Raw genomic sequence first — 23,880 nt, 5'->3', positions numbered from 1 at the left:
CTTTATTGCAATTTTTGGTGTGTTTTCCACCATAGATCGGGCATTTCACCTGAGACAGCCAATTGATAGTCTTCATAACGGCAAGGCACGAGGTAATAGCGTTCGTTGACTGATTTAGATCCAAAATAAGGCACTTGAATCCACCAGCGGTCTGATTTTTTACTTTTCACAAAGACCAATTCATGCTCCTCGTTTTCCAGTGTGGTGCGATAAATGATATAAGATGATTTGGGATACAACGGCGTATCTTGTTTCCGATTATAATAACCATCAATAAAGCACCAAATCATTTGCGAGACCAACATAGCCGTCTGTTCCATTGGATCAAATGTTGGATTGAATTCATAAAAACCGATGGAAGAACATTTATCCGACATCCCCGCATAGCGGGCAAGTTGACAAGCTTCATCGCCAAATAAACCATTTGGCATTGCATTGGCATTTCCAGGCGCCTCAGAGGCCCGAATGGCTCCTATGTCAAAACTAATCAAATCCGCTGCTCGGATCAAAGGCTCTGATTGGTCCATTTTACCCGCAATCATACCGACTCGTGTTGCATTAAAAAATAGTTTATCATACATATGGATAGACTCTTTACTGACGAGGTAAGTTTGATAGGCTATGGCATTTAAATTGAATAAATAGTCAGGCTGATGCAAAATAATATGGTTCACATAAGATCGGGAATTCAGGCTTACATTTTCGGCGTTCTCCTCATCAAGGTCAAACCGAGCATCTATAATCGCTAGCTCGATCTTTCGTTCTAAATTTTGATACCCCAAATATTGTGCATAGGTAAGGTCCTGTCCACCGCCAATGATAATCGGAAGAATATTCTCTTTGACCAGTTCCTCCACGACAGATTTTAAAGCGATATAGGTATCTTGAATCGTATTACCTGCTTTGATATTTCCCAAATCAACGATATTCATCGTATAATCGCCCTGATATAGTGCATAAAGATGTTTTCGAACAGCATCCGGCGCTTTATCCGTTCCATTATTATTGATGGATGCACGATCTTCCTCCACACCGACAATAGCCAACTGAGGCTGTTTATCCGTTTCCCAGCTCGGAAAATCTGTTTCATAGGCTTGAATAACGTTTCCTAGTTGAGAACTCAAGAACCCATGCTCAGGAGCAAAACCTGTAATTGAAATCGGGCTAAAGAATACGGACAGTGATGACATAAGCTATAATTTGTAAAATCTCCTATTTGTTCTGAAAGCGACTGTTTTAATTGGACTGAAAGAATCTACCTTGGCTTTCATGGTATTTGATACCCGCGAAAGCATGAAGGTTTTTTCAGGATGCAATTCACACAAATATCCATTTATTAACTAACTTTTGAAAACATTATTTTTAACAGTATCTTTATCAAGTGATATTAATAACTGGAGGAACAGGTTTTTTAGGGTCTACACTAATCAGACAGTTGATAGACCAAGGAATTGACGTCATAGCCATCAAAAGAGCTCAATCGACTATTCCGGCCTCGTTGTTATCTTCTTCGTTGGTGCAATGGATCGACGCTGATATCAACAATTATTTTGAATTAGAAGATGCTCTTGAAGGCGTTACTAAAGTGTTCCATTGTGCAGCATTGGTTTCCTACCAAAAGAAAGATGCTAAAGCGCTTTTTAAAGTGAATGTGGAAGGAACGACAAATGTGGTCAATCTTTGCCTTGAAAAGGGCATTCGCTTACTCCATGTCAGCTCAATCGCAGCTTTAGGGACAAATAGAGACAACCTGCCGGTATCCGAGAAAGACCACTGGGAGCACAATGCACTAACATCCAACTATTCGTTATCAAAGTATCAGGCGGAGATGGAGGTATGGCGTGGCATTACCGAGGGTCTAAATGCAGTTATTGTCAACCCCGCCGTAATTTTAGGTGCTTCGGCCAACGACAAAGGCTCTGGAGCTATTTTTTCAATGATCAATAAAGGGCTACGATTTTACCCAAAAGGAAGTGTTGGTGTTGTTGATGTAGAGGATGTTGCCGCGATCATGATTCAATTGATGGAGCGAGACGATATTACTGCTGAACGCTATATCATTAATCATCTCAATATAAGCAACAAGGATCTGTTGAGCGTTGCAAGTGTATTAATGAACAAGCCAGAACCGACAATCGAAGTTTCCGAGACCTTACTCCAAATTGCCTCTACTGTTTCCAGCATGCTTTCCGTATTTAAAAAATCGGATTCAACATTGACAAAAGAAACTGCGGCGGCTTCAAGTGCCAAATTGCAGTATTCCAACGCTAAAATCCAGGGGCTCCTAAACCACAGTTATCGGCCTTTGGAACAAACGCTGAAGGAAATTGCAGATTTATATAACAAACAATAAAACGATAACATAACAAACAACCGAACCTTGAAACCATCGGCACCTACCGATATCGGAGATTAGCATTCAGCACTCTCACGATCGTTTCATAAAAAAATAACAAGATGAAAAACTATTACATCATTGATTTTGATAGTACATTTACACAAGTAGAGGCACTTGATGAACTTGCACGAATCTCTCTTGAGAACCATCCGGATCGCGAATCTATCTATCACGAAATTGAGCGGTACACCAATCTTGCCATGGAGGGTAAACTATCTTTCCGTGAGGCTTTGGCTGGTCGCGTAAAACTATTAAATGCCAATAAATCTCATCTGGATAAACTTGTTTCACATCTTAAGAAAAAAGTTTCAACCTCTTTTTCCCGAAATCGTGAATTTTTCAAGAAACACGCCGACACCGCATGGATCGTTTCAGGAGGTTTTAAGGAGTTTATTACACCTGTTGTTACACCGTATCATATCAAGACCGAAAATATCTATGCCAATACATTCAGATTTGATGAAGACGGTAATATTATCGGTTTTGACGAAGAGAATCCATTATCAAATGAAGGTGGAAAAGTGCAATTATTAAAACAATTAAATATTGAAGGAAGACTGTTTGGCATTGGTGACGGTTATTCAGATTTTCAACTGAAGGAATCGGGATTAATTGAAAAATTCTTTGCATTCACAGAGAATATCCAACGTAAAAGTGTCACTGAGAAAGCAGACTTTATCACACCTAGTTTTGATGAGTTCTTATATGTAAATGATCTGCCCCGTGCCATCTCTTATCCTAAAAATCGTATCCTTTGTTTGATCGTGGGAGATGTACCAGAAATAGCGGCTCATATCTTAAAAAGAGACGGTTTTTCTATCCGCACAAAAGATACATTCGAAGAAAAGTATGTAAAGGATGTAGGGATGCTGCTCTTGGGCGACAATATCGACATCAGTGATGAACAGCTTCAACAGGCCGACAAATTAAAAACAATCGGATATTTGGGCGATATCAAAGGGCATATCAATAAGGATATCTGCAATTCAAAAGGTATTGTCGTTTTCGACGACAAGAAAAATAAAAAGAAAAATTCAGAGTTTATTCCGCGTCGAATGGCCGATTTTATCAACAATGGTGATACTTATTTAAGTCGCAACTTCCCAAATCTAATTTTACCAAAAGTAAAACAGGTCACAAGATTGCTGCATATCCACCAAAATGTTCCCGGAATTATGGCTCAGATTAATAAGGTCTATGCCCAAAATAACATCAATATCGTTGCACAATTTCTAATGACCAAAAGTGACATTGGCTATGCGGTAACCGATATACAAGGTGAATATGATAAAGATCTATTGAAACAACTCAAACAGATCGACAATACAATTAAGTTCAGAATATTGTATTAATAGCAAGCGACGGTAAATGTGGGGCAGCTATTGCGTACATAAACTCCGGCTGATGAAACGAGCAATTTATTCGGGCACACTGACAGCGTGCCTGAATTTTCGCTCAATAACTCTCTTTACACTAAAACACACAGATTATGTCCTTACATCAAGATGCCGAACTAAAGAAAGCTGTCCTTGACCTACCCCAAAAGGAAAAAGACAAACTCCTCGTACGCCTGATAAGCAAGGACAAAATGCTGATCAAGCAATTGCATTTCCAATTATTGGAGAATGCGGAGGATTTAGAGGAACGTATTGAAAAACTACGAAAGCAGCTGCAACAATTGTTCGATAGTGGTTTGAGTCAAATTGGTAATACGCCACAACACAGTAATTTTATTGCGCTTAACAAGCTTATCAAACAAGCAAGCGATTTAGTGAATGAGCACGAAAAAGTCACGAAGGATAAAATCAGTGAAGTAGAATTCAGATGCTATATCCTAAAGAGAGCCATCGCTGATTACGACAGGCTTTTCGCCTCCTCCTATCAGTCTGCTGCCCATAAATTACATAAATATATAACAGGGCGTATCAAGCATGCGGTGGGCAAATACAGTAAACTTCATGAAGACTTTCAATTTGACTATCGGGAAGATTTTCAAAATACACTGGATGCTTTTGGTAATACAACACTTAAAAGCTATATTAGTGAACAGAAGATTGACCTCGACCTAAATTAGTTATGAGAAACAGCAAAAATCGCGTTAAAATTGGATCCTTTCATGTTACAGCTTATGAGCAATATAAATTAATTTACCTGGCCACCTTATTGGTGTTGCTCGTTTTTGCCTATACTTTTTACCTCGCGAAATAAGCCCCTGCACAGATTCATCTATTATAGCTTTTGAGCTTCACAAAGTCATCTCCTTCTTAACGAGCAAGTCAGCTATTTTTTTACCAAAAAATTTAGTACTTCATACCCGATACTTGATACTATTTCGTTAAATTCGCACTTATTCGAAATTTTTGCTCGTGGGAATTCAAGAAATATTAGAAAAATACAGCCAAAGCGAAACTGTTCAGTCGCTTACCAAGGCTTTACAATCCAAAAACCCCAAGATTCAGTTGAAAGGGCTTATTGGTTCTTCGGATGCATTCATAGCCGTATCTTCTTACAACTTACAGGAACGTCCAATGGTCTTTATCTTACCGACTCATGAAGACGCTTCTTATTTTTTAAGTGACCTGGAAAGCCTGTTGGATAAGCAGGTTCTTTTTTTCCCTTCGTCTTATCGCAAAACATTTGATTTTACGCAAACGGACTCCGCCAATGTATTGCAACGTGCGGAGACATTAAGTTCGCTCAATCATACGTCGGAATTACCGAAAATGGTTGTTACTTATCCAGAGGCTATCGCGGAGAAAGTGATCAACCGCAACGACCTGGATAAAAACACCTTAGAAATAACAGAAAACACGGCGCTAAGTATTGATTTCATCAACGAATTTTTGATCGAATATGATTTCGAACGTGTCGACTTTGTGTATGAACCAGGACAATTTGCGATACGCGGTGGCATTGTAGATATCTTTTCTTTTTCGAATGACCTCCCATACCGTATTGAATTCTTTGGCGACGACATCGAAAGCATACGTACATTTGACATTGAATCCCAGCTGTCTGTCAAAAAAATCCACAAAGTAACCATTGTACCAAATGTTCAAGCGAAGTTCCTGACATCCCAACACATTTCTTTATTGGAATATGTAGATCAGGACGCTACAATCTGGATCAAAGACGCTCAATTTACGTTAGATATTGTGAAAGATGGGTTAAAGAAAGCGGAAAAATTATGGGCGGGGTTAACCGATAAGCAGAAAAAGGATAATCCGGAATGGCATAATCCAGCCTATGAATTTACAGACGAGAAAAACCTCAATGCGTTATTTTTTGAGTTTCCCATCATCGAATTCGGCAAACAGTTCTTTTATAAAGCTGAAGCCACGTTCAAGTTCGATATACATCCCCAACCTTCATTCAATAAAGATTTTAATCTCTTAATCCATAATTTCAAAGAGAATGAGAGCCAGCGAATTCAGAATCTGATCTTTTCAGATTCGACCAAACAGGTCGAACGCATCTATACGATTCTGGAAGATCTCGATAAATCAGCCACCTTCATTCCGATTCATAAAGCGTTACGCGAAGGTTTTAGAGACGACAGTTTAAAGTTAGCCTGTTACACGGATCACCAGATATTTGACCGTTATTATAAATATAAACGTAAGAAGGCTTACGAGCGCTCACAGGCAATTACGCTCAAAGATCTACGAGATCTTAAACCGGGCGATTTCATTACACACATTGACCATGGTGTCGGCCGCTACGGAGGTTTGGAGAAAGTAGATGTCAACGGTAAGTCTCAGGAAATGATCCGCTTGATCTATGCGGACAATGATCTTTTGTATGTGAACATCAACTCTTTAAACCGTATTTCCAAATATTCCGGTAAGGAGGGAACTGTTCCCAAAATGAATAAATTGGGTACCGACGCCTGGGACAAACTCAAGAAGACGACCAAGAAAAAAGTCAAGGATATTGCGCGCGACTTGATCATGCTTTATGCCAAACGAAAGGCACAGCATGGAAATGCGTTCTCACCGGATAGCTACCTACAGAATGAGCTGGAGGCCTCCTTTATTTATGAAGATACACCCGATCAGGAAAAGGCTACTGCCGATGTGAAAAAAGATATGGAATCGCCACATCCGATGGACCGATTGATCTGTGGGGATGTAGGCTTCGGAAAAACGGAGGTTGCCATCCGTGCAGCCTTCAAAGCTGTAGCAGACAGTAAACAAGTTGCTGTCCTGGTACCGACGACTATCCTGGCATTACAGCACTACCGGACATTTTCGGAGCGTCTAAAGGGTCTTCCGTGCACGATCGACTATATCAACCGTTTCAAGACGAGCAAACAGATCAAAGATACCTTAGCCAGGCTCGCTGAAGGAAAAATAGACATTATCATTGGTACACACCGCCTTGTTAGCAAAGATGTCAAATTCAAAGATCTCGGCCTGATGATTATCGATGAGGAACAAAAGTTTGGGGTCTCGGTCAAGGAAAAATTGAAAGTCATGCGTGCGAATGTAGACTCGCTAACATTGACAGCAACGCCAATTCCAAGAACATTGCACTTTTCATTGATGGGGGCCCGCGATCTGAGTATCATCTCGACTCCACCACCCAACCGGCAGCCCGTACAGACCGAACTCCACGTTTTCAATGAAACACTAATCGGAGAGGCCGTCAGTTACGAACTTGATCGTGGCGGGCAGGTATTCTTTATCCACAATCGTGTTGCAGATCTACCGCAGCTGGGCAATTTGATCCGCAAGCTGGTTCCTGGAGCACGGGTCGGTGTTGCACACGGCCAACTGGAGGGTGATGAGCTCGAGGATGTGATGCTTAAGTTTATCAATCACGATTTTGATGTCTTAATTGCAACAACGATTATTGAAGCGGGTCTTGATATCCCAAATGCGAATACGATCATTATCAATCACGCCCATATGTTTGGCCTGAGCGACCTGCACCAAATGCGGGGTCGGGTGGGCCGCTCCAATAAGAAAGCTTTTTGTTATCTACTGAGTCCGCCATTGTCGACCTTAACACCGGAAGCCTATAAACGACTTTCTGCAATAGAAGAGTTTTCGGAACTGGGCTCTGGATTTAATGTTGCCATGCGCGATTTAGATATACGTGGCTCGGGAAATCTCTTGGGAGGCGAGCAATCGGGCTTTATTGCCGAGATCGGTTTCGAAATGTATCATAAAATCTTAGACGAAGCTATTCAGGAGCTAAAAGAGGACGAGTTTTCGGCAGTATTCGCGGATGAGAAAGAACGAAAATATGTGTCCTTTACGCAGATTGACACAGACCTTGAGGTATTGATCCCTGATGAATATGTAACCAATATTACAGAACGGTATAATCTGTATACTGAACTCTCCAAATTGGAAAACGAGCAGCAATTGGCAGCCTTTGAAAAAGAACTTGAAGATCGCTTTGGCCCTATCCCACGCGAAGTCTTTGAATTATTCAATACACTCCGTTTACAGTGGTTTGGGAAGACGATCGGGTTTGAAAAAATAGCGTATAAAAAGCATACATTGAAAGGTTATTTTGTCAATAACCCCAAATCCAGCTACTTTGAATCAGATCAATTCGGCCGTGTGCTGTCCTTTGTACAAAGCCATCCCGAGATTAGCAACCTCAAAGAAGTCAAAGGCCAGCTTCGTTTAGCGTTAAATAATGTGAATACCATTGGGTATGCGTTGAGCCTGCTGAAAGAAATGTTGTAAGATGTATTAATGTTGTAAGCGATATTGATGCACCCGATATAAATAAAATCTACATATTGAGTAGATTTTATTTATATTTGAGATACAAGATAAACCGTCTTCGCGCTATTAGCACCAACAATGCTTTCAAACGAACGAAGGGTTCCTTACGGTCAAAGATTCGACAAGATCGAATCATAGACTTTTAAGGCAATACAAGCATCAATCAACATTATTAGCATGGCTACCAATACCGAAACAATACTCGTCCATGAAGGACAGCAATTCAACCAGACATCTGCAGTAACTACGCCAATCTATCAGACATCCACCTACTTTGCAGATCCTGACCCTGCGGAATACATCAAAGCTGCGACCGAGCCGAAACACCCTTATTTTTACCATCGTCATGGCAATCCGACGAATAGCCAAGTCGCCTCCATTCTAGCGAAATTGGAAAAAACGGAGGATGCACTGGTCTTTGCAACAGGTATGGCAGCGATCAGCACAGCCATATTGGCTATCGTTAAATCGGGGGATCATATTGTCGCCCAACATGCACATTATTCCGGAACAGCTATTTTCTTTAAAGAGTTTCTAACGGATTATGGGATCACGGTAACAGCCGTAGACCAGACCGATGTTTCAGCGTTTGAAGAAGCTATTCAAGCAAATACCAAGCTGATATATATTGAGACTCCATCAAATCCCAATCTCCATATCACCGACCTAAAAGCGATCGGAGAACTCGCCAAACAACATGGGATTCAGAGCATGGTCGATAATACATTTGCCTCCCCGATCAACCAAACACCGACAGATTTTGGAATCGACGTTGTTGTCCACAGCGCCACGAAATATTTGGGCGGACATAGTGACCTCACCGCAGGTATTGTCTGCGGTACGCAGGGCTATATCGCCAGCGTATGGAAACGATCCGTCGCTTTGGGCGCATCACTCGCACCGCTTGATTCCTGGTTATTGTTACGGGGACTGAAAACATTAAGTCTACGCGTCAAACAGATCAATACAAATGCGCTAAAACTAGCCGAGTTTCTAAATCAACATCCAAAAATCAATAAAGTCAGTTATCCTGGATTACCCAATCATCCACAACATGAGCTCGCAGCCCAACAAATGAGTGGATTTTCGGGTATGATTTGCATCGATATCAATGGTAAAGATGAAGAGGATGCATTTTTAAATGCACAGAAACTCATCAATGGACTGCACATATTTATTAACGCGGCCAGTTTGGGGGGTGTCGAATCGCTTATTGTACACCCTGCGAGTATGTGGGGAGGTCACCATACGAAGGAACAGAAAGAAGCTTCGGGAATCACGCTAGGGATGTTGCGTATCTCTGTTGGTATCGAACATGCCGATGATCTCATCGCCGACTTAAAACAGGCATTGGATCAGCTTGACTAGGACTTATGTGGTAAGTCCTTATCAAAAAAGGCAAAAAAAGAAGGGGAATAGCACGTGAATGTTATTCCCCTTACTGCACACCTATTTTTTATTAAAGTACGCGGGTACCATCGGCAATCCTGACCTGAATGACCGAAAGTTCTTTATCAAATTTCTCTTTGTATTCTTTTTCAAGTGTTGGCAAAATTGAAGGTAGTACGCCTTCTTTTACGATATTGATTGTACATCCACCGAAACCGCCACCCATCATTCGGGCACCGATCACCTCAGGAAACTGCTTGACGTAATCCACTAGATAATCCAGTTCCGGACAACTGACTTCATACACTTTACTTAATCCCTCATGGCTCTGAAAAATATACTGTCCAAGCTGAACAACATCTCCCGATCGTAGTGCATCACAGGATTTCTCTACGCGTTCATTCTCACGAACCACAAAGCTTGCTTTCGCATAGATATCGGCATCTTTATCTTTCACCAATTCATCAAGCATCGCTATGGTTACATCGCGCAAGTTCTTTACAGCGGGGTACTTCTCCTGCACCCATGCAGAAGCTTGTTCACATTGTTCACGACGTGTATTGTAAGCTGTGGAAGCTAATGAATGCTTTACGTTTGTATTCAATAATACAACTTCATAACCCTTAAGATCAAGTGGAACATACGCGAAACCCAAGGTGCGGCAATCCAGTTTGATGACATTTTTTTCTTTACCAAAGGCTGAAGCAAACTGATCCATGATACCACACATCACACCAGCATACGTATGTTCGGCCTTTTGAGCAATCTGTGGAATATCGAGTCGTTCGACCTGCAAATCGAACAGTTCGCTGAGTGCTAAGGTAACGGCACATTCAACGGCTGCTGAAGACGATAATCCAGCACCCAGTGGCACATCACCATCAATATACAGGTTGAAGCCACCTAGTGTTGCACCACGTTTCAGGTACTGGTCAACAACCCCCAAAATATAGTTTGGCCAATGTTTCTCAGAAATAGCAATAGCCGCTAGCTTGACCTCATGACGTTCCTTGTAGTCTTCCGCGTAAAGCACAATGTTATCATCCGATCGCTTGCTTACAGCAACATATATTGCTTTGTCAATTGCAGCAGGCAATACAAATCCATCGTTATAATCCGTATGTTCTCCAATGATATTAATCCGGCCGGGTGAAGTAACGACAAGAGGTTCTTCTTGATAGAGTTCTTTAAATTTATTTACAATTGTATCTTTTGTTATCATCTTATTTAGCTTTATAATGTACTGTCGAACAATTTCGCAACTGTTCTGCGGCAACCTCCGGTGTGATATCACGTTGTGGATTCGCTAGCATTTCATAACCAACCATAAATTTTTTAACGGTAGCAGAACGTAACAGTGGTGGATAGAAGTGCATATGCCAGTGCCATTCCGGGTGGTCACCGTCATTTACTGGGGACTGATGCATTCCTGCAGAATAGGGGAAGGATGCTTTGAAGAGATTGTCATAACGCGTCGTCAGCAACTTGAGGATAGCGGCAAAATCCGACTTTTCCTTCTCGTCAAAGCCGGCAATGTTTTGGATAGATCGTTTGCTCACAATCATCGTTTCGTAAGGCCAGGCGGCCCAGAAAGGGACTAGCGAAACAAAAGAATCATTTTCGTCAATAATGCGCTCTTCTTTTCTCAACTCCGCTTTAACATAATCTGACAGGATGGTACGTTGATATTTACTGAAATAGTGCAGTTGCTGAACGCATTCTTTCTGGATTTCTACAGGCAAATGATTTTGTGACCAGATCTGCCCGTGGGGATGCGGATTACTACAGCCCATAATCGCACCTTTATTTTCGAAAATCTGAATGTATTTGATCCAGTCAACCTTCGAAAGTTCGACAAACTCTTTTTGCCAAAGATCGACCACCGATTTGATTGCAGCCTGATCCATTTCGGGTAGTGTAAGATCGTGCCGCGGGGTGAATGCAATTACTTTACAGATTCCTTTTTCGGTTTCGGCGATAAATAATTCATCTTCATTAAATTCCTGCTGGCTTGTATCTTTTAATAAAGCTGAGAAATCGTTCACAAAGACAAAACTTTCTTTATAATCTGGATTGATATCACCATCTGCTCGTTTATTTGTCGGACACAAATAGCATTGGGGATCATATTCCGGTCTATTATCCCCGGGAAGATCTTCTACTTGCCCTTGCCATGGTCTTTTACTACGATGCGGAGACACAAGTACTTTTTCCCCGGTAAGAATATTAACACGTGTGTGGGGAGAGTCCCCAAAGTTTAAAGTTGATTGCATGTTATGTATAACTGGTGTACAGAATACACAATTATAGCTATATTAACTCAAAAGTCAAAGGGGATTTTTTAGGCTTTAAACTTTGGGTCCTGCGCTTTTAGCAATTCGAATATGGTAATTTCAGGCAGAATTCCAACACGTCCTGGATAACCCAAAAAGCCATAGCCGACATTAACATATAATCGTTTGTTCTGTTGCGCACGATAAAGCCCTGCCCATTCCTTATAGATATATTGTACCGGACTCCATTGCAACATCTCGGACCTTACACCAAATTGCATACCATGTGTATGTCCGGCAAACATCACATCCACGTCGGTATCCAATACCTGAGCCCGCCAATGCGACGGATCGTGCGATAACAGCAACTTAACAGGTTGCTCTTCGGTACCCATTAATGCTTTTTTGATATCACCATGTTTCGGAAAACGACCTGTCCCCCAATTCTGGACCCCGACAATACAAAGCTCTTCACCGTCGACCTTAATCTTACGATTTTCATCCATTAAAAGATCCCAGCCCATGATTTTATGCACATCGATAACATCCTGGAGGTTCTTACGCTTTGCAGGAGAATCTTCTTTACCATAATAATAGTCACCATAATCGTGGTTACCTAATGTAGAAAACACACCTAAATCAGATTTCACACGCGCAAAAATATCTTGATAACCACGCATTTCAGAAGCTTGGGCATTCACGATATCACCGGTAAAAAATGTCACATCCGCTTTTTCCTTTAAAAGCATATCAATACCACCGCTGACAGCCTTTTTATTATAGAAAGATCCTGAGTGCACATCTGAAATCTGCGCAATGGTCATTCCATGGAATGCTTTGGGCAAATTTGGCAAATACAAGGGGACTCTCCTTACACGATAGTCGTAGGCTCCTGAAATAATTCCCCAGCTCAAGGGTATCAAGGGTGAGGCACCAACTAGAATACCAGCTTTGGTCAAAAATTCGGATCGGCTAATCCCTTTCACTGGATTCTCTGGTAAAGGGTCTCCAGCATCGTCGACTAAATCCTCAACAGATCTCTTTTTTGCGAACAGACGCTTCAACCATACACCCCCACGTCGGATATCATCAATCAACAAAATCAAAAAGAAAAATATCTTTGACGCCGCTGTCAGAAAAAAGGCGACTAAAATAACCGACCGTACGATTAAAGGAATACTATATTGTGCTGAGATAAAAACGCCCAATAGCAGTAAAACAGAATAAGACCACCAGAGAATGGAAAATACTTTTGTTTTGGGAAATTTAATCTTCGTTGCACGGAGCGCAAAGAAAATATAAAAATCCAATATGAGTAATACACACGCGTTTACTAACAACATCTTTTATCGATTTTAGTTTTTGGCATTAAGCGCCAATTGTTTTAAAGATTCGATCCATTTGGGATCATCATTAAGACTCTCTACCAAACACACTTCCTCCCCCCCTAAATGTTTAAATTCATTAGCATATTCCACGCCAATTTCATCAATGGTCTCGATACAATCCGCCACAAAAGCAGGACTAAAAATTAATAACTTCTTATAACCCTTAGCGGCAAGATCATGCAGTAAATCGGAGGTATAGGGCTGTATCCAGGGTTCTTTACCCAAACGGGATTGAAAGCAGAGCGAATATTGTTCTTTTTTCAACCCGAGCTTGGCAGCTATCGTCCGTGTTGTCGCATAACATTGCGAAAGATAGCAATATGAATTGACTGTCATTTTACAAGAATCACAGCCTGATTCGGGGCATTTAAGCTGACCTGTCGGATCTACTTTTCCAAGCTGCCGCACAGGAAGGCCGTGATAACTAAAGACAAAATGGTCAAAACTTTCCAAATCGTGCCTACGGGCATGATCCGCATAAGTTTCTGCCATTAAGTAGTCCGTACAGAAATTGCTTACGAAACTGATTTCTGGCAGATAATTCCATTTGCGAATAAGCTCCATGACACGATCGATGACCGAACCCGATGTTGCTGAAGCGTACTGTGGAAATAAAGGAATGACACGAATGGACTCCAAAAATAGACCCTCCATATTTTTCAATGCAGCCTCAATCGATGGGTTTTGGTAACGCATCGCTAATTCCACATGGTATTCTTCACCCAACGCTTCTTGAAGCAGATTGCGTTGCAAAATACTGTAGTGCATCAAAGGTGATCCCGTTTCTTTATCCCAAATCGTTTCGTATACTTTTGCCGATTTGGGCGCACGTGTACGTGCAATGATTCCCTTGACCAATAAGGTGCGTTGAAAATAAGGAATATCAATAACTCGCGGATCCATTAGGAACTCCGTTAAATATCTCTTTACATCTGGAGTAGTGGGACTATCAGGTGTACCCAATTGTACTAAAAGAATACCTTTTTTGCCTTTATTGCTCATAGCTTACAAAGCTACGCAAAAAAGAATGCACTCCGGATCTAAACCGCGGAATTATGAAATATCTGTGACGGGTAATTGTGCTTATAATGCTTCTAAACTTGCTTTTACATCTTTCATCAACCACATTGGCGTTGAAGTGGCACCACAGATACCAATACGATCATTTTCAGCAAAGACTGATGCATCTAATTCAGCAGGATCAGAAATAAAATAACTAGCGGGATTGGCATTCTGACAAACTTCAAACAGCACCTTTCCATTGGAGGATTTCTTACCTGAGACAAAAACGATCTTATCATATTGTCTGGCGAAAGCGCCAAGATCTTCGTATCGATTGGAAACTTGTCGACAAATGGTATCATTAGCTTTCACTTCATACCCTCGCCTGATCAGTTCGTCTTTGATGGCATAAAATTTATCCACGCTTTTTGTTGTCTGGCTGTATAAGGTAAATGAGGCGGGCAATTCGACTTGATCCAATTCGGAAATATCCTGAAAAACTAAGGCTTCATTATTTGTCTGCCCCTGCAAGCCGATCACTTCAGCATGCCCGTGCTTCCCAAAGATTAAAATTTTCTCCTCTTGATCGAACGACGTTTTTATACGGTTCTGTAGTTTGAGCACTACAGGACAAGAGGCATCTATCAAGGTAATGTTATTTTCCAAAGCAACACGATAAGTCTCGGGGGCTTCACCATGAGCACGGATCAATACCTTTTCATTGCTCAAGGTCGGCAGGGCGGCATGATCGATAATGCGTAAGCCTTTTGCTTTCAATCGGGCAACTTCTTCGTCATTATGAACGATATCTCCCAAACAATAAAGATAACCCTCTTCCTCCAAAATTTCCTCTGCCATATCAATAGCGTATACCACTCCAAAGCAAAAGCCTGAATCTTTATCGATGTCTACTGTTAGATTTAATGCCATAATAACACAAAGTTACATATTCGTATTGAACTTAGATCAATTGTTTTTTTACTTTTCTATAAACGGCCAGATACAAAGTTTTGTTACATACAGAGAAAAACATTGGGCTGGGAACAAAAGGAAACATCTATTTCAGTAGAGGCACAAATCCGGGAACAAAAACCAATAATTTAGCGATAAGGGTGACATCAGCTAGTCGGCTTATCAATAATTGTGTCTATATTGAGGCGTAATGATATTGCATATGAAAAGCAATTTATCTAATTTTGCAAAAAAATTAAAATAATGGCAACTAACAGAACTTTTACGATGATCAAACCTGACGCAGTAGCGAACGGTCACATCGGTGCAATCTTGAACGATATCATTGCTGGTGGTTTTAAAATCATTGCAATGAAATACATACAACTTTCTCAAGAGACAGCAGGTGCATTCTATGCAGTACACAAAGAGCGTCCTTTCTATGGTGAGTTGGTAAACTTTATGACTTCAGGTCCTATCGTTGCTGCAATCCTGGAAAAAGATAATGCTGTTGAGGATTTCCGCACATTGATCGGCGCGACTAATCCTGCTGATGCAGCTGAAGGTACAATCCGTAACAAATATGCTAAATCTATTGATGCAAACGCTATACATGGATCGGATTCAGATGAGAATGCTGCTATTGAAGGAAACTTCTTCTTCTCTCAATTTGAAAGATTCTAGTCGTTAGAAACAACATAAAAAAAGCGTTTTACAAATTGTAAAGCGCTTTTTTTATGTATTGCTTCCTTCTCTCGAGTAAAATAGAATCTTCAGTCGGTTCACCGAACTGTGGGTCCTAATGAATGCACGAAGGAGTATATTAAAAGTTTCTTTTACCGAGATACTCATCCTCCTTGGCGGTCATCTTGGCTTTATCTGCCGGCTTTTTATCCGGATAGCCGCACAGATGCATTACACCATGAATGATCACCCGATGAAGCTCGTCTCGCACATCAACCTTAAATTTTTCGGCATTCTCCTGAATACGTTCCACACTGATAAAAATATCGCCGGCGATGGTGTCCTCATATTCGGAAGAATCAAAAGTAACGATATCAGTATAGGTGTCGTGATTTAAATATTGCTTATTGATTTCAAGCAAGTAAGCATCCGAGCAAAGGATAAAGCTTAATTCGCCCACACGCTTAAATCCTTCGCCTTTGATGGCATCAGCAATCCATTGACGAATCTTTCCCTTTTCTTTTAATTTGAAATCCGTATCCTCGGTAAAAAATAATATGCTCTTCATCCTTCTATTTTTTATTCATTCTTATTTTGACGTATTAGTCGCTGTGTATCTAAAAATTACGGCTATCCATGTAGCTTTGCAAAATAATCGTTGCAGACACCGTGTCAATCAGCCCTTTTTGTTGACGATCCTTCTTTTTTTTGCCACTTTGTGCGATCGCTGCAGAAGCCATTTTAGAAGTAAAACGCTCGTCTATTTCAGCGACAGCAATTGTGGGATAAGTCTTTTTCAGTTTTCGAATAAACCCGACAACATGCTGTGCGGATTCAGAGTCGGTCCCATCCAGTTGCCGTGGCTTGCCTACAACAAAAGTTTCCACCTGTTCTGTCTGTAAATAATCGGCTAAGTATGTCCAGATATCCTGCGGGTGTACCGTCGTCAATGCTGTAGCAATAATTTGCATTGGATCGGTCACCGCAACCCCTATTCGTTTTGTACCGTAATCAAAGGCCATCAATCTCATGGATATATATTTTTCACAAAAATACAAAGTAGTCCTGAGTATTACACAGGAAGATGTAATATTTCAATTGGACACTTCTTTTCAATACATGCCCTTTTCATTTTTGATCTTTTAATTCTGACTTTTTAATCAAAAAAAACTATAACTTTGATAGACTATTTAACAAAAGCAAACTAACTTGCTTTTTGGGGCAATAGATCACCGAATTCAATCCGATCATAGCGGGTCTACCGACTTACCCTATAAGTAAACGGATCAAAATAACAGCAAAAGCAACAGGGCATTTGACTGTGTGAAATCGGGCAAATAAATATGTAAACAAATGAAAAAAACACTCATTGCCAGTTTCCTTTTGGCCTTATGCTTGAATACGCATGCTCAAAGTAAATACGAGCAAAACATTACCGCTCTTCGTGAAGAAAAAGCCGCTGAATTGGCGAAAGAACAATATGGCCCCTTAAAGCCAGATCAAGTAGCTTTTTTGGATTACTTTCCTGTAGACGCCAGCTATAAAGTCAACGCCAAAATTGAGGTGCTGTTTGATGAACCGGTATTCCGGATGCCGACCTACGACGGCACAAGCAACGAATACAAACGTTATGCTATCATAACATTTACGCTTCATGGAAAAGAACATACGTTGAATGTCTACCAAAGTGTTGCATTATTTCAAAATCCTGCATACAAAAAACATTTATTTTTACCATTTTTAGATTTAACAAATGGTCAGGAAAGCTACAGTGGGGGCCGGTATATTGATTTATCCACAGACGACATTAAAGGAAACGATGTTGAGATAGACTTTAACAAAGCCTACAACCCATACTGTGCCTATAGCAACGGGTACCGTTGCCCAGTACCCCCAGTCGAGAACAATTTAGAAACAAAAATTATGGCCGGAGAAAAAGCATTTCATAAGTCAAAGAATGAAAGACCAGTCAATCTTAACGCAGGACAGGAGTTCAGTGCTGCCGACAAGAAAATCATTTTATCAGGAGATGAAAATGCAATTCTTCGCGTATTGCAAACAACAGACGATAAAGATCTGAGAGTTTTAAAAGCGACAAGCAGTGATGTCAAATACAACGACCCATTGATTGAGTCTCTTTCCAAAAGAATGTTCGCGACTGTACGTGATCCCAATCACCCCGGTGTAGGCATCGCATCGCCACAGATCGGCATCAATAAAAATTTAATCTGGGTACAGCGATTTGACAAACCGGATCAGCCATTTGAATTCTATGTAAATCCTAAAATTCTATGGCGCTCCAAACTGAAGCGCAAAGGTGCAGAAGGCTGTCTTTCTATCCCCAACCGTAAAGAAGATGTATTACGGAGTTATGCGATCCGCCTGCAATACATCAATAAAGAAGGTAAAGTTATCGAAGAAAATATCGAGGGTTTTACTGCTGTTATTTTTCAGCACGAAACGGATCATCTTTTCGGCATTCTATTTCCAGATCGACTGGAAGAGCAAAGCAAAGAAAGCTATGCTCCGTTGAATGACAAGATTGAATTTTCGATCCACCCCACAACATTGACACCATAATTTATAGCCCCGACATCAAGGACCAAATCATAAGTATCTAAATTGTGATTTGCTGATGGAACAAAAAGAGCCCCCATGAACGAATTCATGGGGGCTCAATATTTATTATGGAATCTACTTGAGTTAGATCAATCCTTTTTCAGCCAATAACTCCGCTACCTGAACTGCATTTGTTGCAGCCCCCTTACGTAAGTTATCCGCTACTACCCACATGTTGAGCGTATTTGGCTGAGATTCATCACGACGGATGCGTCCTACAAAAACCTCATCTCTACCGTGTGCATCCTTTGGCATTGGATATTGTAGTGACGCAGGATCGTCGACAACAATACAGCCACTTTGCGCGGCTAAAGCTGCACGTACATCATTCAAATCAAAGTCATTTTCAAATTCGATATTCAATGATTCAGAGTGTCCTCCCATAACAGGAATACGCACTGTCGTTGCAGTTACTTTAATAGAATCATCACGCATGATTTTATTTGTTTCCAAAATCATCTTCATCTCCTCTTTGGTGTATCCATTTTCTTGGAAAACATCAATATGCGGAATCACGTTCAGATCAATCTGATAAGGATAAGCTTTTTCACCATCTTTTCCGGCACGTTCATCCATCAATTGGTTAACGGCCTTAACACCTGTACCTGTTACAGATTGGTAGGTAGAAACGACAACACGTTTGATTTTATATTTATCATGTAATGGCTTTAAAGCCACCACCATTTGTATAGTTGAACAATTCGGGTTTGCAATAATTTTATCTTCAGCAGATAACACATCACCATTTACTTCTGGAACAACCAACTTTTTCGATGGATCCATACGCCATGCTGAAGAATTGTCGATCACTGTAATTCCAGCTTCTGCAAATTGAGGGGCAAATTCTTTCGAGGTATCACCGCCAGCAGAAAATAACGCAACATCAGGTTTCAAAGCAATAGCCTCAGATGGTGTAACCACCTTATACTTCTTTCCCTTGAATTCAATTTCCTTACCCTTACTACGCTCTGAAGCTACTGGAATTAATTCTGTTACTGGGAAATTTCGCGCCGCCAACACGGTTAGCATCTCAGTACCTACAAGGCCTGTTGCGCCGACTACTGCCACTTTCATTTTTGTCTGTGTTTAAATTGTGTATATTAAAATTGTTATTTGATTTTGTTTTTAGTTGATTCTCGAAGAATGAATTCTTCAAATTTAAAAAATATTCCCCAATTCCACTATTAAAATAACAAAATATTAAGCGCTTAGCTAAAAATGTCACAACATTTAGCATTTTCCCGCCTAAATTGCTAAAATGGAATCGTTAAGTTCTTTGATTCATGCTATAAAATTAGAATTAAAGCAATTCAAAAAAAATAAAAATTTTCACCGCTTATTCAAAAAAAAAGAACAAACGATTGAAACAGTTTAAAATCTCATAAAAACAGTCCCAAGAGTCTAAAAATTAACATTTTTTCCCGACTTCCTAAAAGACCACAAAGTTGATAGATACTGAAAAGCCTTTATATTTGCATCATAAACCGCCATGGTTGAAATTTCATTTTTCATTACATGATGAAACGTAAATTATGTCAGGCTAGATCCTATCATATCGATAGGAAGAAACGAGCGAAGCGATTCATTTATATTTTTGAGCATAAACACTCATTATAGTGAAAGCAGGAGCTTCATAAAATAAAACTTACAAATGAAAGAAAGCATTATTATCATTGGTGCAAATGGCCAGATCGGCACAGAATTAGCTATCGCCTTGCGCAAAAAATTTGGTGCAGAGAATGTTGTAACCACTGACATTAGAGAACCACAGATTAAAAGCCCTGACGAAAATTTCGAAATCGCTAATGTCCTTGACAAAAATGGACTCGAGACATTATTTCAACAATATAAACCTACTCAAGTATATCTATTAGCTGCCATGCTTTCAGCTACAGGTGAAAAATACCCTGAGAAGGCTTGGGAATTGAACATGAATGGTCTGTTGAATGTGCTTGATCTAGCCGTGAGCTATAAAGTTTCAAAGATATTTTGGCCAAGCTCGATTGCTGTTTTTGGACCGCATTCTCCGAAAACAAATACCGAACAATATTGCGTAATGGATCCGAACACAATTTATGGCATCAGCAAGCTTGCAGGTGAGCGCCTTATAGAATGGTATCAAGAACACCGTGGTCTGGATATTCGCAGTGTCCGTTATCCAGGTATCATTTCTTGGAAAACAGAACCAGGGGGTGGTACAACGGATTATGCAGTCGATATTTTTTATGAAGCATTGAAAACCGGGACTTACGCCTGCTTCTTATCTGAAAACACGGCCTTACCAATGCTCTATATGGAGGATGCCATCCGTGGTACACTCGAATTAATGGATGCACCCAAAGAAAGCCTAAGCATTCGCCACAGCTATAACCTTGGTGGAATTACGTTTACTCCAAAAGAACTTGCGCAAGAAATTAAAAAAATTCTTCCTAATTTTGCAATCTCTTACATCGAGAACGATCCAAGACAACAGATTGCCGATTCATGGCCTGCTAGTCTAGACGATTCTTATGCAAGAAAAGACTGGAACTGGACGCCGGAATTTGACATCCAGAAGATGACAGTCGACATGATTGAAAATCTTAAAAACAAAATATAACAATGGGAAGAGCTTTCGAATTCAGAAAAGAGCGGAAATTCAAACGCTGGGCCAAAATGGCCGTTCAATTTACACGTTTAGGTAAAGAAATCGCTATGGCGGTTAAAGAAAGCGGCCCTCACCCTGAAACTAACTCGAGACTTCGTACAGCAATACACAATGCCAAGGCAGTAAATATGCCAAAGGATCGTATCGAAGCCGCAATCAAACGTGCTTCGGAAAAAGATTCAAAAGGTTACGAAGAATATGTATACGAAGGCTACGGCCCTCATGGCGTACCTGTATTAATTGAAACTGCAACAGATAACACCAACCGCACCGTAGGAAACATCCGTAGCTATTTCACAAAAGCAGGTGGTTCATTGGGGAAAACAGGATCATTGGATTTTATTTTCAATCGTAAATCCATTTTCCGTTTTGCTGCAACAGATGAACTGGACCTAGAAGAGCTTGAATTAGAGTTGATCGATGGAGGCTTAGAAGAATTGTACGTAGAATCTGATGAAGAAGGCAATGATATTGCTGTCGTTCAAACTTCCTTTGAAGACTTTGGTAATATGCAAAAATTACTGGAAGAAAAGGGAATTGAAGTAACATCTGCAAAATTGGAACGTATCGCATTATCGCATTCAGATATTACGGAAGAACAAGCTGCTGATGTATTGAAGATGATCGATAAAATCGAAGAAGATGACGATGTTCAAGCAGTTTACCATAACATGGCTTAAGCTATTGAACCTATAAAACTATAAAAAAGAGCGCTTGTCGCTCTTTTTTATTTAAAGCACCGCCTAGCCCCGTCAGAAAAATTACTACATTTGTAATAGACTAAATCAAACTCGTACCAGAATGACTTTTGAAGAATTTTTCATAAAAAAGAAAATTGATTTAAAAGCTTTAAAAGCTGCAGATGAACCTTTATTTGAAGAGTTCAAAGCACATTATTCTGCTATGGGAGAAAAGAGTTTTGACCACAGCAAAAAGTTTTGGTTCAACAAGCTTCGAAAAAGTTTCCATTTAGCAGAGGAGGAAACTGTTATTGCAAAACCTGTTGAAAAGCAGGTTACCCCAGATTCATCATCCGAGACCTCCAGTATTCCTACGGCAAAACCAGCAGGCTTTAAACCGCGATTCAAGGCTCCTTCTGCCGCTGTAAAAGATGAAGCTCAAGCAACATCCAAACAGGAAATAGCTGATTCAGCGGAATCCACTCCAGATTCAATACCGACAGGCTTCAAACCGAGGTTCAAGGCCGGAGTTACCAAAGCTCCTGACGCAGCGGCAAGCACTCCTGCATCCGAAGAAACGACCGACGAAGCGACGACGGCGACTCCAAAACCAACGGGTTTCAAACCGAGGTTTAAAGCTGGAGTAACCAAAGCTCCTGACGCAGCGGCAAGCACTCCAGCATCCGAAGAAACGACCGACGAAGCATCGACATCGGCTCCAAAACCTACAGGATTCAAACCAAGGTTTAAAGCTGGAATAACCAAAGCAGAAACTGCTGACCAGACACCGCTGTCCGATACGAAAGACGAACTTAAGTTAGATGCGAGCATAAAGGCTGAACCTGAAAACAACAGCACAGAAACACAGGAACCTGCTGCCAGTAAACCTACGGGTTTCAAACCGAGGTTCAAAGCCGGAGTAACCAAAACAGAAACTGCTGAACAAACACAGCTGCCCGATACCAAAGAAGAAATTAAGTTAGATGCGAGCGTAAAGGCTGAACCTGAAAACAACAGCACAGAAACACAGGAACCTGCTGCCAGCAAGCCTACAGGCTTCAAACCGAGGTTTAAAGCCGGAGTAACCAAAATAGAAACTGCTGAACAAACACAGCTGCCCGATACGAAAGACGAAATTAAGTTAGATGCGAGCGTAAAGGCTGAACCTGAAAACGACAGCATAGAAACACAGGAACCTGCTGCCAGCAAGCCTACAGGCTTCAAACCGAGGTTCAAAGCTGGCATAACAAAAATTGATAAAAAGGAAGAATAATTTTCACTACATTTAGACTGATTTCTCAATTAATTTTAAAATTCCGATTAAAAACCAAAAGACCAATGTTAAAGGAAGAAAGACAAGCATTCATCATACATCAGATCAACCTACATAATAAAGTTTTATCCTCAGACCTCAGTGTTCAGCTGAATGTGTCTGAAGATACAATCAGACGCGACTTGAACGAACTTGCTGAGAATGGTAAAGTTCTAAAAGTCTATGGTGGAGCATTATCAAAATCATTTCAGTTCCCTTTTCAGGATGGAAACGTATATGCCAAGGAGGCAAAGAAAGAAATTGCCAAGAAAGCAAGCACTTTAATCTCCAATGGAATGACTGTTTTAGTCGGAGGCGGGACAACCTTAATTGAATTAGCGAGAACAATACCCGATCATCTTCAGTGTACGTTTTTTACTATAAGTCCATTAGTTGCACTAGAATTGGCCGAAAAGCCAAATCTTGAAGTCATTTTAGTTGGCGGAAAACTTTCACGCAATACAAACATTGTTTCGGGAGCCCAAGTCGCTAATGAACTGGCCGATCTTAAAGTCGATCTTTGTTTGTTGGGAACAAATTCTCTTTCCGTAGAAGATGGGGTGACCGATTCAGACTGGGAAGTGGTGCAAATCAAACGTGCGATGATTAAATGCTCAAAAAAAGTAGCTATTCTGAGCATTGCGGAAAAACTTAATTCAGTTCAAAAAATGAAAGTTGTACCGTTACGTGATATTTCTTATTTGATTACCGATGTCAATCCAACTGACGTTTCCCTAAAAGAATTTGCGAATACAATTGCAATACTTTAATATTGCCGCTCATTTAATTTAGC

20 protein-coding genes are annotated in these 23,880 nt (G+C 40.6%); 11 read left to right on the top strand and 9 right to left on the bottom strand.

The features are described from left to right. Positions 1-2: 2 nt before the first annotated feature. Positions 3-1,190 (bottom strand): formimidoylglutamase, encoded by a 1,188-nt coding sequence (locus B2O97_RS12820; RefSeq protein WP_070561385.1) that lies wholly within the window; start codon positions 1,188-1,190, stop codon positions 3-5. 191 nt (positions 1,191-1,381) lie between these two features. Here B2O97_RS12820 and B2O97_RS12815 point away from each other — a divergent pair, with 191 nt between their 5' ends. The 5 genes from B2O97_RS12815 to B2O97_RS12795 all read left to right on the top strand — a co-directional run bounded on the left by B2O97_RS12815 (position 1,382) and on the right by B2O97_RS12795 (position 9,510). Further along, complete coding sequence (locus B2O97_RS12815; protein ID WP_070561387.1) at positions 1,382-2,353, top strand: NAD-dependent epimerase/dehydratase family protein; 972 nt, start codon at positions 1,382-1,384, stop codon at positions 2,351-2,353. A 104-nt stretch (positions 2,354-2,457) separates the two neighbouring features. Continuing rightward, the gene (locus B2O97_RS12810) at positions 2,458-3,750 is read left to right on the top strand and encodes an HAD-IB family phosphatase (RefSeq protein ID WP_286767505.1); all 1,293 of its coding nucleotides are present in this window, start codon (positions 2,458-2,460) and stop codon (positions 3,748-3,750) included. 137 nt (positions 3,751-3,887) lie between these two features. Next, positions 3,888-4,472, top strand: coding sequence for a hypothetical protein (locus B2O97_RS12805; protein ID WP_286767504.1), 585 nt, complete (start codon positions 3,888-3,890; stop codon positions 4,470-4,472). 292 nt (positions 4,473-4,764) lie between these two features. Continuing rightward, positions 4,765-8,100, top strand: a complete 3,336-nt coding sequence (gene mfd, locus B2O97_RS12800; RefSeq protein ID WP_112375070.1) for a transcription-repair coupling factor — start codon at positions 4,765-4,767, stop codon at positions 8,098-8,100. Positions 8,101-8,319: 219 nt separating this feature from the next. Continuing rightward, positions 8,320-9,510 (top strand): trans-sulfuration enzyme family protein, encoded by a 1,191-nt coding sequence (locus B2O97_RS12795; protein WP_286767503.1) that lies wholly within the window; start codon positions 8,320-8,322, stop codon positions 9,508-9,510. Between the two features lie 91 nt (positions 9,511-9,601). Here B2O97_RS12795 and galK read toward each other — a convergent pair whose 3' ends face one another. The 5 genes from galK to B2O97_RS12770 all read right to left on the bottom strand — a co-directional run bounded on the left by galK (position 9,602) and on the right by B2O97_RS12770 (position 15,124). Beyond that, entirely contained in the window at positions 9,602-10,753 is a 1,152-nt protein-coding gene (gene galK / locus B2O97_RS12790) for a galactokinase (RefSeq protein WP_112375072.1), read from the bottom strand. A 1-nt stretch (position 10,754) separates the two neighbouring features. Then, on the bottom strand, positions 10,755-11,804 hold the full coding sequence (locus B2O97_RS12785; protein ID WP_286767502.1) for a UDP-glucose--hexose-1-phosphate uridylyltransferase: 1,050 nt from the start codon (positions 11,802-11,804) through the stop codon (positions 10,755-10,757). Between the two features lie 68 nt (positions 11,805-11,872). Next, positions 11,873-13,147, bottom strand: coding sequence for a metallophosphoesterase (locus B2O97_RS12780; protein ID WP_070561399.1), 1,275 nt, complete (start codon positions 13,145-13,147; stop codon positions 11,873-11,875). Between the two features lie 12 nt (positions 13,148-13,159). Further along, positions 13,160-14,194 (bottom strand): ferrochelatase, encoded by a 1,035-nt coding sequence (gene hemH / locus B2O97_RS12775; protein ID WP_286767501.1) that lies wholly within the window; start codon positions 14,192-14,194, stop codon positions 13,160-13,162. A gap of 81 nt (positions 14,195-14,275) precedes the next feature. After that, positions 14,276-15,124 (bottom strand): 4-hydroxy-3-methylbut-2-enyl diphosphate reductase, encoded by an 849-nt coding sequence (locus tag B2O97_RS12770; RefSeq protein WP_070561403.1) that lies wholly within the window; start codon positions 15,122-15,124, stop codon positions 14,276-14,278. A 285-nt stretch (positions 15,125-15,409) separates the two neighbouring features. On the opposite strand from B2O97_RS12770, the gene B2O97_RS12765 reads away from it, so the two are divergent. Further along, positions 15,410-15,829: a nucleoside-diphosphate kinase gene (locus B2O97_RS12765; RefSeq protein ID WP_046672716.1), complete on the top strand. Its 420-nt coding sequence runs from the start codon at positions 15,410-15,412 to the stop codon at positions 15,827-15,829. A gap of 139 nt (positions 15,830-15,968) precedes the next feature. On the opposite strand, the gene ybeY is transcribed toward B2O97_RS12765, so the two are convergent. Then, positions 15,969-16,397 carry an rRNA maturation RNase YbeY gene (ybeY, locus tag B2O97_RS12760; protein ID WP_070561407.1) on the bottom strand — a complete coding sequence of 143 codons (429 nt, stop codon included), beginning with the start codon at positions 16,395-16,397 and terminating at the stop codon, positions 15,969-15,971. A gap of 49 nt (positions 16,398-16,446) precedes the next feature. Beyond that, positions 16,447-16,860: a Holliday junction resolvase RuvX gene (ruvX, locus tag B2O97_RS12755; protein ID WP_070561409.1), complete on the bottom strand. Its 414-nt coding sequence runs from the start codon at positions 16,858-16,860 to the stop codon at positions 16,447-16,449. A gap of 322 nt (positions 16,861-17,182) precedes the next feature. Here ruvX and def point away from each other — a divergent pair, with 322 nt between their 5' ends. Further along, positions 17,183-18,409 carry a peptide deformylase gene (gene def / locus B2O97_RS12750; RefSeq protein ID WP_286767500.1) on the top strand — a complete coding sequence of 409 codons (1,227 nt, stop codon included), beginning with the start codon at positions 17,183-17,185 and terminating at the stop codon, positions 18,407-18,409. Between the two features lie 123 nt (positions 18,410-18,532). Here def and B2O97_RS12745 read toward each other — a convergent pair whose 3' ends face one another. Beyond that, on the bottom strand, positions 18,533-19,522 hold the full coding sequence (locus B2O97_RS12745) for an aspartate-semialdehyde dehydrogenase (protein WP_286710269.1): 990 nt from the start codon (positions 19,520-19,522) through the stop codon (positions 18,533-18,535). 577 nt (positions 19,523-20,099) lie between these two features. On the opposite strand from B2O97_RS12745, the gene B2O97_RS12740 reads away from it, so the two are divergent. From B2O97_RS12740 to B2O97_RS12725, 4 genes are all read left to right on the top strand, one after another. Continuing rightward, the gene (locus tag B2O97_RS12740; RefSeq protein ID WP_046671586.1) at positions 20,100-21,047 is read left to right on the top strand and encodes an NAD-dependent epimerase/dehydratase family protein; all 948 of its coding nucleotides are present in this window, start codon (positions 20,100-20,102) and stop codon (positions 21,045-21,047) included. A gap of 2 nt (positions 21,048-21,049) precedes the next feature. Next, the gene (locus B2O97_RS12735; RefSeq protein WP_046671585.1) at positions 21,050-21,775 is read left to right on the top strand and encodes a YebC/PmpR family DNA-binding transcriptional regulator; all 726 of its coding nucleotides are present in this window, start codon (positions 21,050-21,052) and stop codon (positions 21,773-21,775) included. Positions 21,776-21,896: 121 nt separating this feature from the next. Further along, complete coding sequence (locus tag B2O97_RS12730; RefSeq protein ID WP_286767499.1) at positions 21,897-23,048, top strand: hypothetical protein; 1,152 nt, start codon at positions 21,897-21,899, stop codon at positions 23,046-23,048. Between the two features lie 65 nt (positions 23,049-23,113). Beyond that, a complete protein-coding gene (locus B2O97_RS12725) occupies positions 23,114-23,857 on the top strand; it encodes a DeoR/GlpR family DNA-binding transcription regulator (protein ID WP_046673148.1) in 744 nt (247 codons plus the stop codon). The last annotated feature ends 23 nt before the right edge of the window (positions 23,858-23,880 follow it).

The organism is Sphingobacterium sp. UBA865 (assembly GCF_002295765.1).
Lineage (GTDB): Bacteria > Bacteroidota > Bacteroidia > Sphingobacteriales > Sphingobacteriaceae > Sphingobacterium > Sphingobacterium multivorum.
Note: the sequence above shows the minus strand (reverse complement) of the source record. Positions and strands in the feature narration are given on the sequence as shown.

What these genes read in the sequence shown, in the direction of transcription:
- B2O97_RS12820 (WP_070561385.1), bottom strand. Translation starts at nt 1,190, where the DNA reads ATGTCATCACTGTCCGTATTCTTTAGCCCGATTTCAATTACAGGTTTT.
- B2O97_RS12810 (WP_286767505.1), top strand. Translation starts at nt 2,458, where the DNA reads ATGAAAAACTATTACATCATTGATTTTGATAGTACATTTACACAAGTA.
- B2O97_RS12805 (WP_286767504.1), top strand. Translation starts at nt 3,888, where the DNA reads ATGTCCTTACATCAAGATGCCGAACTAAAGAAAGCTGTCCTTGACCTA.
- B2O97_RS12795 (WP_286767503.1), top strand. Translation starts at nt 8,320, where the DNA reads ATGGCTACCAATACCGAAACAATACTCGTCCATGAAGGACAGCAATTC.
- galK (WP_112375072.1), bottom strand. Translation starts at nt 10,753, where the DNA reads ATGATAACAAAAGATACAATTGTAAATAAATTTAAAGAACTCTATCAA.
- B2O97_RS12785 (WP_286767502.1), bottom strand. Translation starts at nt 11,804, where the DNA reads ATGCAATCAACTTTAAACTTTGGGGACTCTCCCCACACACGTGTTAAT.
- B2O97_RS12780 (WP_070561399.1), bottom strand. Translation starts at nt 13,147, where the DNA reads ATGTTGTTAGTAAACGCGTGTGTATTACTCATATTGGATTTTTATATT.
- hemH (WP_286767501.1), bottom strand. Translation starts at nt 14,194, where the DNA reads ATGAGCAATAAAGGCAAAAAAGGTATTCTTTTAGTACAATTGGGTACA.
- B2O97_RS12770 (WP_070561403.1), bottom strand. Translation starts at nt 15,124, where the DNA reads ATGGCATTAAATCTAACAGTAGACATCGATAAAGATTCAGGCTTTTGC.
- B2O97_RS12765 (WP_046672716.1), top strand. Translation starts at nt 15,410, where the DNA reads ATGGCAACTAACAGAACTTTTACGATGATCAAACCTGACGCAGTAGCG.
- ybeY (WP_070561407.1), bottom strand. Translation starts at nt 16,397, where the DNA reads ATGAAGAGCATATTATTTTTTACCGAGGATACGGATTTCAAATTAAAA.
- ruvX (WP_070561409.1), bottom strand. Translation starts at nt 16,860, where the DNA reads ATGAGATTGATGGCCTTTGATTACGGTACAAAACGAATAGGGGTTGCG.
- def (WP_286767500.1), top strand. Translation starts at nt 17,183, where the DNA reads ATGAAAAAAACACTCATTGCCAGTTTCCTTTTGGCCTTATGCTTGAAT.
- B2O97_RS12745 (WP_286710269.1), bottom strand. Translation starts at nt 19,522, where the DNA reads ATGAAAGTGGCAGTAGTCGGCGCAACAGGCCTTGTAGGTACTGAGATG.
- B2O97_RS12740 (WP_046671586.1), top strand. Translation starts at nt 20,100, where the DNA reads ATGAAAGAAAGCATTATTATCATTGGTGCAAATGGCCAGATCGGCACA.
- B2O97_RS12735 (WP_046671585.1), top strand. Translation starts at nt 21,050, where the DNA reads ATGGGAAGAGCTTTCGAATTCAGAAAAGAGCGGAAATTCAAACGCTGG.
- B2O97_RS12730 (WP_286767499.1), top strand. Translation starts at nt 21,897, where the DNA reads ATGACTTTTGAAGAATTTTTCATAAAAAAGAAAATTGATTTAAAAGCT.
- B2O97_RS12725 (WP_046673148.1), top strand. Translation starts at nt 23,114, where the DNA reads ATGTTAAAGGAAGAAAGACAAGCATTCATCATACATCAGATCAACCTA.